Source organism: Amycolatopsis sp. NPDC047767 (assembly GCF_040704195.1).
In the GTDB taxonomy this organism is placed as follows: Bacteria; Actinomycetota; Actinomycetes; order Mycobacteriales; family Pseudonocardiaceae; genus Amycolatopsis.
This window is the reverse complement of record NZ_JBEYSJ010000025.1, coordinates 20,478-32,662: the sequence shown is the minus strand read 5'-3', so window position 1 is coordinate 32,662 and position 12,185 is coordinate 20,478. Positions and strand designations below refer to the sequence as shown.

The window sequence follows — 12,185 nt, the reverse complement described above, 5'->3', positions numbered from 1 at the left end:
GAGTGAGGAGACGCCGTGGTGGTGACCACGCACAACAACAGCCTTCCCGTGCGAGGCGCCGCCGCGGCGTCCCGGGTGGACAGACCGCGCAGGACCCGGCCCGGTGCGGCCGCGCACCGGCACGACGCCAAGATCGCGTGGCTGCTCGTGCTGCCGGCGATCCTCGGGTTCGGCGTGTTCTTCGCCTACCCGACCTTCCGCGGCATCTACCTGAGCTTCACCGAGTTCCACGTGCTGTCCGCTCCGAAGTGGATCGGCCTGGCCAACTTCACGGACCTCATCAGCGACGGTGTGTTCTGGAAGTCGCTGCTCGTCACGATCTACTTCGTGGTGCTGTCCGTGGTCCTCGGCATGCTCGTGTCGCTGCTGACCGCCGTGATCCTGCACCGGCTCGCGGCCTCCACGACCGTGCGCGGCCTGCTGATCCTGCCGTTCCTGATCTCCGGCGTGGTCACGGCGCTCACGTGGTCACTGCTGCTCGACCCGAGCCTCGGCATCCTCAACGTGCTGATCACCAAGATCTTCGGCCACCCCGTGCTGTTCCTCGGTTCCGGCGGCTGGGCCGTGCCGACGCTGGCCGCGATCAACGTGTGGAAGTCCATGGGCTACAACGCGGTGCTGATCTTCGCGGGCCTGCAGACGATCCCGGCCACGATCTACGAGGCCGGCCGCATCGACGGCGCGAGCGAGGTGCAGATGTTCCGCCGCCTCACGATCCCGTTGCTGCGCCCGATCCTCGTGATGGTCGTGATCCTTACGGTGATCAGCTCGTTCCAGATCTTCGACATCGTGGCCGTGACCACGCAGGGCGGGCCGGAGAACGCGTCCAACGTGCTGCAGATGTACATCTACAACAAGGCGTTCCGCCAGTTCGACTTCGGCTACGCGGCCACGATGTCGCTCGCGTTGTTCGTCCTCCTCATCGCCATCACGTTCACACAGCTGCGCATGGCGCGCGCCAACGAATCCGACACGAACTAGGGCAGGGACATGGTTACGCTGACTCGACCGGCACCCGCCCGCACACGCAAGCCCGTGTCCGTGGGCCGCATCCTCGCCTGGGCCTACGTCGTGGTGATCCTGCTGGTCACGATCTTCCCGTTCTACTGGATGCTGCGCACCGCGCTGTCCAACAACTACTCGCTCTCCACCGACCCGTCGTCGTTCTTCCCGGTCGACTTCACCTTCGGCGCGTTCAAGCGCGCCCTCGGTCTGGCGTCGCCGGCGGAAGCCGCGGCGCAGGGCGGTTCCGGCGCGTCGCTCGGCCTGACGCTGGCGCTGCGCAACTCGATCATCTACGCGGCCCTGCTCACCGTGTGCACGGTGTTCTTCTCCGCCATCGCGGCCTACGCCTTCGCGCGGCTGCACTGGCGCGGGCGCAACACGGTGTTCTCCATCCTGCTCACGGCGCTGATGGTGCCGCAGGTGCTCACGCTGCTGCCGAACTTCGTGCTGGTGAAGGACCTGGGCCTGCTCAACACGTTCGCCGGCCTGGTGCTGCCCAACGCGTTCTTCTCGGCGTTCAACATCTTCTTCCTGCGCCAGTTCATGCTCGGGCTCTCCACCGAGATCGAGGAAGCCGCGATCATCGACGGCGCCGGACCGCTGCGCGTGTGCTTCCGGATCGTGCTGCCGATGTGCTCGGCGCCGATCGCGACGCTCGCGTTGCTGACCTTCATCAACACCTGGAACGACTACTTCTGGCCGTTGCTCGTCTCCTCCGACACGTCCACGAGCCCGCTGACGCTGGCGCTGGCGGTGTTCAAGCAGTCGTCGCCGCAGGAGGCGCTCGACTGGTCGGGCCTGATGGCCGCGACCATCATCGCCGCGCTGCCGATGCTGCTCGTGTTCATGGTGTTCGGCAGGCGGATCGTGAACTCCATCGGGTTCACCGGGCTCAAGTGAGAGAACTGCTGTGACGAACGAAGATCTGTGCCTCGGCTGGGCCGCGCCCGCGGTCGAGTGGACCGAGGCGAGCCCCGTGGGCAACGGCCGGCTCGGCGCGATGGTGTTCGGCGGCGCCGGCCGTAGCCGCGTGCAGCTCAACGACGCGACGGTCTGGTCCGGCACTCCCGCCGGCCCGGTCGACGCGCTGGCGGACGTCGTCGCCGCCGGTGCCGGACCGCAGCGGCTGGCGGAGGTCCGCGAGGCCGTGCGAGCGCGTGACTACCGGCGGGCCGAAGCGTTGCTGATGTCGTTCGAGGGGCCGTACAGCCAGGAGTTCCTGCCGTGGGGCGACGTCTGGGTGACGCTGCCGGCCGGCGAGAGCCGCGGCCGTCAGCTCAACCTGGCCAACGGTGTGGTCACCGAACGACTGTCCGTTGGTGGGACCACTGTGGACCGTGCGGTGTGGGCGAGCCGGCCCGCCGGCGCGATGGTGATTTCCCTGACGGCGTCGGCGCCCGTCGACCTCGGCGTGGAGCTGAGCACGCCCCTGCGTGAGGTCACGCGGCTCGTCGAGGACAGCGGGATCACGCTCGGGATCGAGCTTCCCGTGGACGGCGCGCCCAAGCACGAACCGGAGGTCGCCGAGCCGCTGCGCTACGCCGACCAGGCGCGGCCGGGCTACGACCCGTTCGGCGCGCTCGCTCTGCGGCTCGACACGGACGGCACTGTGTCCACTGTGGATGGCACGGTCAGCGTGGCCGGAGCGACGCGGTTGCTGCTCACGGTGGCCAGCTCCACCAACGCCGCCGACGTCTGGTCCGGCATGGCACCCCGGTCCCGCGAACGCCACCAGGCCGTGGCCGCCGGAACCGCCGCGACCGCGTTGGCCGAGGGCGCCGATGAGCTCTTGCGAAAGCACGAAGCCGACCTCCGGCCGTTGCTCGCGGCGGCGAGCCTGCAGTTCGGGCACCACCGCGCCGGCACCTACGACGTGGCCACCGACGTCCTGTCCGGAAAGGACGAACAGCTCACCGCCACGGTGATGTTCGCCTACGGTCGCTACCTGCTGGCCACGTCGTCCCGGCCCGGTGCGCCGCCCGCGAACCTGCAGGGCATCTGGAACGAAGAGCTGCGCCCGGCGTGGTCGTCGAACTACACCGTGAACATCAACACCGAGATGAACTACTGGGCCGCCGAGACGACCGGGCTCGGCGAGTGCCACACGCCGCTGTTCGACCTGCTGGGCAAGCTCGCGGTGATGGGCGCCGACGTCGCCCGGGAGCTCTACGGCACCCGCGGCTGGGTCACCCACCACAACACCGATCCGTGGGGCTGGGCTCTGCCGGTGGGCATGGGCCACGGCAACCCGTCGTGGGCGATCTGGCAGATGGGCGGCGCGTGGCTCGTCCAGCACGCCTGGGACCACTACGACTTCACGCGCGACATCGCGTTCCTGCGCGAGACGGCGTGGCCGCTGCTCAAGGGCTGCGCCGAGTTCTGCCTCGACTGGCTCACCGAAGGCCCGGGCGGGTTCCTCGACACGATCCCCTCGACGTCACCCGAGAACCTGTTCGTCTCCGAGGCCGGGGAGCCGGAGTCGCTGACCTGGTCGGTCACGATGGACACGGCGCTGATCCGCGCGGTCTTCACCCGCACGCTCGCGGCGGCCGAAGCGCTCGGCATCGAGCACCCGGTGGCGGCCGAGATCACCGCGGCGTTGCCGCGCCTGCGTCCGCTGCGCGTGACCGACGGCGGCTGGCTCGCGGAGTGGGCCGAGGACCTGCCCGAGCAGGACCCGAAGCACCGGCACATGTCGCAGATGATCGCCGTGTACCCGCTCGACCAGATCACCGCCGGTACGGAGCTGGGCGCGGCGGCGACCGCGTTGCTGGACCGCCGTGGCCCGGGCGCGATGGGCTGGTCGTGGGCGTGGAAGATCGCGCTGCGCGCCCGGCTCGGCGACGGGGACACCGCGCGTTCGCTGCTTTCCGAGGCGACGCAGCCGTTCACCGGCGACCGCCACCGCGACGCGCCCGTGGACGGCTCCGAGTGGGGCGGGCTGCTGCCCAACCTGTTCAGCACCCACCCGCCGTTCCAGATCGACGGCAACTACGGCTTTCCGGCCGGGCTCGCGGAGCTCGTGGTGCAAAGTCACGCCGGCGCGATCGACCTGCTGCCCGCGTTGCCCTCGGCGTGGCCGGACGGCACGGCCTGCGGGCTGCGGGCGCGCGGCGGACTGGCGGTGGACGTCACCTGGCAGACCGGGAAGGTCGTGTCGGCTCGGGTGACGCGGTTGTCCGGCGATGCCGGCGACGACGTCGTGGTCCGGTGGCCCGGCGGCGGCACGACGGTCAAGGTCGCCGTCGGCGAAGTGTCCGAACTGGACGGTGAGTTCTGATGTTGACCGACCTGCCGCCGGCGCAGCTGCGGACGTACACGAGCGCGTACCAGGCCCCGGAAGACTTCGACGAGTTCTGGCGGGAAACCCTCGCGGAGACGGCGAAGTACGAGCTCGACCTCACCGTCACCCCGGTCGAGACCGCGCTGCGGACACTCGACGTGTTCGAGGTGACCTACGCCGGCTTCGGCGGCTACCCCATCCACGCCTGGCTGCGCGTGCCCAGGAACCAGCCCGGTCCGTTGCCCGCCGTCGTGCAGTTCCACGGCTACGGCAGCGGCCGCGGCAGCGCGCTCGAGGAGCTGGTCTGGGCTTCCGCGGGCTACGCGCAGCTGCAGGTCGACGTCCGCGGCCAGGGCGGCGCGCACGCGGGCGGCACGACCGGCGACCCGGTGGGCAGCGGCCCGTCGTTCCCGGGATTCCTGACCCGCGGGATCACCAGCCGGGAAACGTACTTCTACCGTCGCGTGTTCACCGACGCGGCGCGCGCGGTGGAGGCCGCGCGGGCGCTCGACGTCGTCGACCCGGACCGGGTCGCGGTGGCGGGCAACAGCCAGGGCGGCGGGATCGCCCTGGCCGCGGCGGCGCTCGTGCCGGACGTCGCGGCGCTCTACGCGCAGGCGCCGTTCCTGTGTGACCTCCGGCGCGCCTCGCTGATCGCGGGCAAGGCGCCGTACACCGAGCTCGCCGGTTACCTGGCCGCACAACGGCACGAGGTCGAGCGGACGTTCGAAGTGCTGTCCTATTTCGACGGTGTCGGCTTCGCGAGCCGCGCCGCCGCCCCGGCGCACTTCTCGATCGGGCTGATGGACGACATCGTCCCGCCGTCGACGGTTTTCGGAGCCTACAACGCCTATCGCGGCCCGAAACACCTCGACGTATGGGAGTACAACGGGCACGAGGCCGGCGGGGGCCAGGACCTGGAGAACGTGCTGGCCACGTTCGCGTCGCTGCTCAAGCCGGGCAGCTGAAAGTCAGTTTTGAAATCCCTCAAGTTTTAAATCCACAGTGGAGTGGAGAAGCGTCCCGAGTGGCGCGGAAGCGAGGAAACCCATGAAGATCCGCACTTGGGCCGCCACCGGGCTGGCGGCGGTGCTCGGAGCAGTGCTGGCCGGCTGCGGCGGTGGCTCGGCCGACGCCGGCGGCAACACCGTGAACTGGTGGACCTGGGACGACCACCAGGCCGCCGCCTACCAGGTGTGCGCCGACGCGTTCCAGAAGGCCAACCCCGGCACCACGGTGAAGATCTCCCAGTACACCGTGGCCGACTACTTCACCAAGCTCACCGCCGGCTTCGTCGCGGGCACTGCGCCCGACGCGTTCCAGGACAGCGTGCAGTACCTGCAGGCCTACGCGAGCCAGCACCAGCTGCTTCCGCTCGACGACTACATCAAGAAGGACAACTTCGATCTCAAGAAGTTCTCCGTGGGCGTCAACTCGTGGAAGTTCACCGACGGCAAGCAGTACGGCCTGCCGCTCGACTGGGCCTCGGCCGGTCTCTACTACAACACCGACGCCCTCACCAAGGCCGGCTACACCGCCGCCGACGTGCACAACCTCAGCTGGAACCCCGACGACGGCGGCACCTTCGACAAGATGGTGGCGCACCTGACCGTCGACAAGAAGGGCGTGCGCGGCGACCAGCCGGGCTTCGACAAGAACAACGTCGCCTCCTACGGGATGGGCCAGCTCGCGGCGAAGGACTTCATCGGCCAGGTGACGTTCAGCGCGTTCGCCTCGACGCTGGGCTGGCGTCTCGGTGACAAGCCGGAGTGGCCGACGAAGTTCAACTACAGCGACCCGCGGTTCGTCAAGACCGTGAACTACATCCGCACGCTGACCGACCGCGGTCTCGCGCCGAAGATCGGCACGTTCACCACCGGCGCCGGCCAGGCCACCGTCAGCGACGCCGACCTGATCGGCTCGGGCAAGGTCGCCATGGAGCTTTCGGGTTCCTGGTCCGCGCCGAGCTTCGCGAAGCTGCCGGGCGTGAAGATCGGGATCGCCGCGCCGCCCACCGGGCCCGACGGCAAGACCCGCGCGCTGACGTCGAACTCCAATGGCAACACGATCTGGGCCGGCACGAAGAACCCCGACCTGACCTGGAAGTGGGTCTCGTACATGGGTTCGCAGGAGTGCCAGACGGCGGCCTCGAAGACGGGCACGTTCTTCCCGTCGATCCCGGCTTCGATGGACGCGGCCACCGCGGCCATGAAGCCGCAGGGCGTGGACCTGTCGGTGTTCACCGCGATGCTGAAGAACGGCTCGCTCTACCCGGCCGAGGTGTACGCCAACGGCGCCGCCGTGCAGGCCGCGGAGGAGCCACTGCTCGAATCGTTCTATTCGCACAACCGCAACGACGACGTGTTCCCTGAAATGGAGAAGCAGAGCGTTTCGCTGCTCGCCAAGAACTAGGAACGCCCGGGAGTCAGGAGTGAGGACATGTCCAGCCCTACGGTGGTCGGCCTGCGGGCCGCCGGCACGAGTTTCGCCGTGGAACTCGGCCGGCCGGTGCCCCGCGTGCTGCACTGGGGCGCCGACCTCGGCGAGCTGTCCGAAGTGGACGCCGAGGCACTGCGGCTGACCGCCGGGGGCGCGGTGCTGAACAACGCGCCCGATGTGGCCCGTTCGTTTTCCGTGTGGCCCACGGAGGCGCAGACGTGGTCCGGCACCCCCGCGGTGTCGGGCCACACCGCCGGCCGCGGCGCGGTGCCGCGGCCGGTGCTGCGGGGCTTTTCCCAGGACGACAGTGCGTTGACGCTGGAGCTCACCGACGCGTCGTCCGGGCTGGACGTGGAGCTGACCTACCGGCTGACCCCTTCGGGGGTCCTGGAGGTGGCGACCAAGGTGACCCGGCACGTGGACGCGGGCACCGAACCGTACGACCTGGCCGGGGTGGTGGCCGTGCTGCCGCTGCCCCGGCGGGCCGCGGAAGTGCTCGACTTCACGGGCAAGTGGTGCCGCGAACGCAGCCCGCAACGGCAGCCGCTGGCGTTCGGTGGCCACGTGCGCGAGGTGCGCCGCGGCAAGCCGGGCGCGGACTCGCCGTATCTGCTGACGGTCGGCGAGCCCGGGTTTTCCTTCGCCTCGGGCGAAGTCTGGGGCATGCACGTGGCGTGGAGCGGCGACCAGAAGTGGTTCGCCGAGCAGCTGCCCGAAGGCGCGGGCGTGCACGCGAGTGTGCTGGGCGGCGGTGAGCTGCTGCGGCCCGGCGAGGTCCGGCTCGCGGCGGGGGAGTCGTACGTGGCTCCCGTGGTGTGTTTCGCCTGGTCGGACGAGGGGCTCGACGGGCTCGCCGCGCGGTTCCACGCGTACCACCGCGCGCGGGCCGCGCACACGGGCAAGCCGCGGCCGCTGACGTTGAACACGTGGGAGGCCGTGTACTTCGAGCACGACCTCGACCGCCTGCTGGAGCTCACGGAGCTGGCCGCGAAGGTCGGCGTGGAACGGCTCGTGCTCGACGACGGCTGGTTCCGCGGCCGTCGGGACGACACCGCGGGCCTGGGCGACTGGACCGTCGACCGTGCGGTGTGGCCGGAGGGTCTCACGCCGCTGGTGGACCGCGTGCACGCGCTGGGGATGGAGTTCGGGCTGTGGGTCGAGCCGGAGATGGTGAACCTCGACTCCGACACCGCCCGGGAACACCCTTCGTGGCTTCTCGGGCCCGCTGAGCTGGGTGCGCCTTCGCGCAACCAGTACACGTTGAACATCGCGCACCCCGAGGCGTACCAGTACTTGCTGGACTCGCTCGACGCGTTGGTGGGCGAGTACAGCGTCGACTACCTCAAGTGGGACCACAACCGCGAGCTGCACGAGGCGTACGACCGGGTCACGGGCCGGGCGGGCTCGCGCGCGCAGACGCTGGCGCTGTACCGGCTGCTCGACGAGTTGCGAGCCCGCCACCCGCGGCTGGAGATCGAGAGCTGCGCGAGCGGCGGCGGCCGCGTCGACCTGGGGATCCTGGGCCGGACCGATCGCGTGTGGGCGTCGGACTGCATCGACCCGCTGGAGCGGCAGGCGATCCAGCGCTGGACCGCGCAGCTGATCCCGCCGGAGGTGATCGGTTCACACGTCGGCGCGGAGCGCAGCCACACGACCGCGCGCGTGACGGACCTGTCGTTCCGGCTGGTCACAGCGTTGTTCGGGCACGCCGGGATCGAAGCCGATCTCACGCGCAGCTCGGCTTCGGAGCTGGCTGCGTTCACCGCGTGGGCGCAGCTGTACAAGGAGTTCCGGCCCCTGCTGCACGGCGGGCGCGTGGTGCGCGCGGACCTGCCGGACGCCGACGCCTACCTGCACGGCGTGGTTTCGGAGACGCGTGCCCTGCTCTGCTGGGCGCGGCTGGCGACGGGCGCGGCGGGACAGCCCGGACGCGTGCGGCTGCCGGGACTGGACCCGGCGCGGCTGTATCGCGTGCGGGTGCGGGCCGAAGCCGGGCTGCCGTCGTTGCGAGAGGTCACGGCGCCGGAGTGGTTCACGCGGGCGGTCGACGGGCCTGTCGAACTGCCGGGCACCGTGCTCGCGGTGGCCGGCCTGCCGATGCCGGTCCTGGACCCGGCGCAGGCGCTGCTGCTTGACCTGTCCACTGTGGACCGGTCATGAGGCCGGGCGCGGAGCGCGGGCTCGTCGCGCTGCCGGCCCGGCAGGTGCTCGCCGACGGTGTCTACGAGCAGCTCCGCGCCCTCATCATGAACGACGGCATCGCGCCCGGCGCCCGCGTGAACATCGACGAGATCGCGCGGGAGCTGGGTGTCTCGGGCACGCCGGTGCGGGAAGCGTTGGCGCGCCTGGAATCCGAGGAGCTGGTGAGCCGCCTGCCGTTGCGCGGCTACCGCGTGACCGAGCTGCTGACGCGCCGCGAGGTCGACGACATGTACTCGCTGCGGATGCTGCTGGAGCCGCCGAGCGCCGGGCTGGCCGCGAAGGCGATGTCGGACGATCATTCAGCGGCGCTGCGCGCGGAGCTGGCGACGTGTCCCGCCGCGCCCGCGCACGACGCGTACAGCGACTACAAGGCGCTGACCGCGCACGACGCGCGTTTGCACGAGCTCGTGCTGCGCATCGCGGGGAACGCGGCGGTGGAGCAGGCGTTCGCGCGTACCCACTGCCACCTGCATTTCTTCCGGCTCAACTACAACCAGCCGTTCGGCGAGCAGACGATCTCGGAGCACCGCGCCATCGTCGAAGCCCTTGTGTCGGGCAGTGCGGTCGCGGCGCGCAAGGCGATGGCCGCGCATCTGGACGTGGCGCGCGACCGGCTGTTGTCCCGCATGTGACGCACCCCAATGTGGCGTTCGGTGCGTTGAGTGCACCGAACGCCACATTGGGGTGCTTGAAGCAGGCAGGGTCAGTGGGTGAGGACTGGCAGCGTCTCGTAGATGCGCTGCTGCGGTCCGCCGGCGCCCAGCGTGCGGAAACCGTTGGCCCACAGGGAGTTCACGCGGGAGCGTTCCTGCGCGTTGGGGTTGGCGTTGGTGCACGACGGGCCGGGGCCGCCGCCCGACATCAGCTCGGAGCACGGGCCGGAGTAGTGGTCGGGCAGGCCGAGCACGTGGCCGGTCTCGTGGGCGGCGATGCGGGTGTTGTCGTACTGGCGGGCCTGGGCGTAGTCGATGAAGACGGTGCCGGTGCCGTGGCCGTCGCTCTGGGCGTAGGAGCCGCGCGGGTCGTTGCCCTCGACGTAGCGCAGCGAGGCGCCCGAGGAGCGTTCGGCCAGCTTGACGTTGGTGACCGAGCGGTTCCAGTTGGCCGCGCCGGCGTTGATCGCCGCGCGGAAAGTCGGCGCGCCGGAGGTGCTGTAGTACACCGTGGTGACGGCCGCGGCCTGGTCGGTGGCGGCCGTGGCGGCGGTGGCCGTGCCGCCGACGAGCGGGGCGGCGGCGACGGCCAGCGCGATGGCGCCGGACAGCAAGAACTTCCTCGACATCGGAAAGCTCCTCGGGTGGGTGAGGGGAGTTTTGCCTGATTTGCGCGCGCTGCACCGAATCTAGGCAATCAAGCCCTGTTTGTGACCCGACTTTCGTACTGTCCGGAAAGTGGTGATTTACCAACACCATCCACGGGTTGACTCAGGCGACGGGTTGGGCCAGCGGCACCTGCTCGTGCGTGTCCTTGGTGAACCGGCGGAGCTCGGTTCGGTGCACGTCGCCGCCGCAGTGGTCGCACTTCTCGCCGGGGCGGGTGAGCTCGCCGCACGGGGTGTGGACCAGTTGCATCGGCTCACCCGGCGCGGGGGAGTGCGTGTACGTGTCGCCCCAGGCGCCCAGCGCGTGGATCACCGGCAGCGTGTCGGCGCCGGCCTGGGTGAGGCGGTATTCGTCGCGGGTGCGGCCGCCGTCGCGATACGGGACGCGCGCCATCAGGCCGGTCTCGACCATCCGCGCGAGCCGTGAGGACAGCACGTTGTCCGCGATGCCGAGGGTGGTGCGGAACTCGTCGAAGCGCGTGGTGCCCGCGTGGGCTTCGCGCAGGATCACCAGCGTCCACGGCTCGCCGAGCACGTCCGCGCCGCGGGCGATGGGGCAGGGCGTGCCTTCCCAGCTTGACCTTCGGCCCATGGTTTCCTCCCGTGCTGGCTTGCTTGAAGCAAGTTTACCCCGTACTGTCGGTGACGGCTAGCTTGCAGATAACAAGTCAGGTGTGTTGGGAGTTGGTTTTGATGGAGATCAAGGGTTCTGTCGCACTGGTGACGGGCGCGAACCGTGGGCTGGGCCGGGAGCTGGCCGCCGCTCTGCTGGAGCGCGGGGCGGCGAAGGTCTACGCCGCGGTGCGTCGCCCGGAGTCAGTTGACCTGCCGGGTGTCGTGCCGCTCGCGGTCGACGTCACCGACCCGGCCTCGATCCAGGCCGCCGCGGCAGCAGCAGGCGACGTGACGCTGCTGATCAACAACGCCGGCGTCTCCACGGGAGCCTCATTTCTCGGCGGTTCTCTCGACGACGTCCGCCTCGAGATGGAGACCCACTACTTCGGCCCGCTGCAAACGGCGCGCGCCTTCGCCCCCGTGCTGGCCCGCAACGGCGGCGGCGCGATCCTGAACATCCTCTCGGTGCTGTCGTGGTTCACCGCGCCCCACGTCAACGCCTACTCCGCGGGCAAAGCGGCGGGCCTCCAGCTGACCAACGGCCTGCGCCTCGCCCTCCACGACCAGGGCACCCTCGTGTCGGCCCTGCACGTCGGCTACATGGACACGGACATGGCGGCAGACATCACGGCCCCCAAGTCGGCCCCCGCGGCCATCGCCGCGCTCGCCCTGGACGGCCTCGAGAAGGGCGACTTCGAAATCGTCGCGGACGACATCAGCCGCACCGTGCGGGCCAGCCTGTCGGGAGACATCGCGGGGCAGTACCCGCAGCTGGTTTCCTGACGGTCGCCTTTGGCTGGTTCGGTGAAGCACCGTGCCCCTGGCGGCCTTGTTGGCTGCCAGGGGCGCGGTGGTTTTCGGTGGCGGGCTAGTGGCCGCCGTCTGCTGGGGCTGGTCGCCGCTGCCGGTGTTGGCGTTGGCGTTGGCCCAGCCGGTTTCGGTGATCTCTGCTTGTGAGGGACCGGCTTTTCGTTGGCCGCTGCGGGGCAGTTGCCCTAGTGGCGGTCGCCGGCCGCGGGGCCGTCTTGGCGGCTCGGTGGTCTGCCGAGGGGCGAAGCGCCGAGCGGCCTGGCCAGGTGGCTCACCTGGTTTTCTTGGTGTGTGGGCAAAGCGCTGCACCCCTGGTGGCCTTGTGGGCTGCCGGGGGCGCGGTGGTTTCGGTGACTTCGCCGGTGGCTGCTTGTCGGGCGTCGAATTTTCCTTGGCCGCTGGTCGTTTCGGTCGGTTGCTCCGGCAGCGGTGTCCGGCCGTGGGGCGCGTGTCGGCGGCTCGGTGGTCTGCCGAGGAGCGAGCGCCAAGCAGCGCGGGCGCGTCGGCACG

At 70.2% G+C, this 12,185-nt stretch carries 10 protein-coding genes; 8 read left to right on the top strand and 2 right to left on the bottom strand.

The annotated features are described in order from the left end of the window. Window positions 1-15 precede the first annotated feature (15 nt). The 7 genes from AB0878_RS34420 (at window position 16) to AB0878_RS34390 (ending at window position 9,561) form a co-directional block, all read left to right on the top strand. Window positions 16-981: a sugar ABC transporter permease gene (locus AB0878_RS34420; protein ID WP_366584414.1), complete on the top strand. Its 966-nt coding sequence runs from the start codon at window positions 16-18 to the stop codon at window positions 979-981. Window positions 982-990: 9 nt separating this feature from the next. Beyond that, window positions 991-1,905 (top strand): carbohydrate ABC transporter permease, encoded by a 915-nt coding sequence (locus tag AB0878_RS34415; protein ID WP_366584412.1) that lies wholly within the window; start codon window positions 991-993, stop codon window positions 1,903-1,905. Window positions 1,906-1,915: 10 nt separating this feature from the next. After that, complete coding sequence (locus tag AB0878_RS34410; RefSeq protein ID WP_366584410.1) at window positions 1,916-4,285, top strand: glycoside hydrolase family 95 protein; 2,370 nt, start codon at window positions 1,916-1,918, stop codon at window positions 4,283-4,285. After that, a complete protein-coding gene (locus tag AB0878_RS34405) occupies window positions 4,285-5,256 on the top strand; it encodes an alpha/beta fold hydrolase (RefSeq protein ID WP_366584408.1) in 972 nt (323 codons plus the stop codon). Before AB0878_RS34410 ends, AB0878_RS34405 begins: the two co-directional genes overlap by 1 nt. 82 nt (window positions 5,257-5,338) lie before the next feature. Then, window positions 5,339-6,700: a sugar ABC transporter substrate-binding protein gene (locus tag AB0878_RS34400; protein WP_366584406.1), complete on the top strand. Its 1,362-nt coding sequence runs from the start codon at window positions 5,339-5,341 to the stop codon at window positions 6,698-6,700. A 27-nt stretch (window positions 6,701-6,727) separates the two neighbouring features. Beyond that, a complete protein-coding gene (locus tag AB0878_RS34395) occupies window positions 6,728-8,887 on the top strand; it encodes an alpha-galactosidase (RefSeq protein WP_366584404.1) in 2,160 nt (719 codons plus the stop codon). After that, window positions 8,884-9,561: a GntR family transcriptional regulator gene (locus tag AB0878_RS34390; protein ID WP_366584402.1), complete on the top strand. Its 678-nt coding sequence runs from the start codon at window positions 8,884-8,886 to the stop codon at window positions 9,559-9,561. The genes AB0878_RS34395 and AB0878_RS34390 overlap by 4 nt, the downstream gene beginning before the upstream one ends. A 71-nt stretch (window positions 9,562-9,632) precedes the next feature. Here the strand turns inward: AB0878_RS34390 and AB0878_RS34385 are convergent, their stop codons facing one another. Together AB0878_RS34385 and AB0878_RS34380 are read right to left on the bottom strand one after the other, a co-directional pair. Then, window positions 9,633-10,211 (bottom strand): snapalysin family zinc-dependent metalloprotease, encoded by a 579-nt coding sequence (locus tag AB0878_RS34385; RefSeq protein WP_366584400.1) that lies wholly within the window; start codon window positions 10,209-10,211, stop codon window positions 9,633-9,635. A gap of 142 nt (window positions 10,212-10,353) precedes the next feature. Next, window positions 10,354-10,842: a helix-turn-helix domain-containing protein gene (locus AB0878_RS34380; RefSeq protein WP_366584398.1), complete on the bottom strand. Its 489-nt coding sequence runs from the start codon at window positions 10,840-10,842 to the stop codon at window positions 10,354-10,356. Window positions 10,843-10,943: 101 nt separating this feature from the next. Between AB0878_RS34380 and AB0878_RS34375 the strand changes: the two genes are divergently transcribed. Further along, the gene (locus AB0878_RS34375) at window positions 10,944-11,648 is read left to right on the top strand and encodes an SDR family oxidoreductase (RefSeq protein ID WP_366584396.1); all 705 of its coding nucleotides are present in this window, start codon (window positions 10,944-10,946) and stop codon (window positions 11,646-11,648) included. The last annotated feature ends 537 nt before the right edge of the window (window positions 11,649-12,185 follow it).

Coding starts and splice junctions, on each gene's coding strand:
- AB0878_RS34395 (WP_366584404.1), top strand. CDS start 6,728: ATGTCCAGCCCTACGGTGGTCGGCCTGCGGGCCGCCGGCACGAGTTTC.
- AB0878_RS34380 (WP_366584398.1), bottom strand. CDS start 10,842: ATGGGCCGAAGGTCAAGCTGGGAAGGCACGCCCTGCCCCATCGCCCGC.
- AB0878_RS34400 (WP_366584406.1), top strand. CDS start 5,339: ATGAAGATCCGCACTTGGGCCGCCACCGGGCTGGCGGCGGTGCTCGGA.
- AB0878_RS34385 (WP_366584400.1), bottom strand. CDS start 10,211: ATGTCGAGGAAGTTCTTGCTGTCCGGCGCCATCGCGCTGGCCGTCGCC.
- AB0878_RS34405 (WP_366584408.1), top strand. CDS start 4,285: ATGTTGACCGACCTGCCGCCGGCGCAGCTGCGGACGTACACGAGCGCG.
- AB0878_RS34375 (WP_366584396.1), top strand. CDS start 10,944: ATGGAGATCAAGGGTTCTGTCGCACTGGTGACGGGCGCGAACCGTGGG.
- AB0878_RS34390 (WP_366584402.1), top strand. CDS start 8,884: ATGAGGCCGGGCGCGGAGCGCGGGCTCGTCGCGCTGCCGGCCCGGCAG.
- AB0878_RS34415 (WP_366584412.1), top strand. CDS start 991: ATGGTTACGCTGACTCGACCGGCACCCGCCCGCACACGCAAGCCCGTG.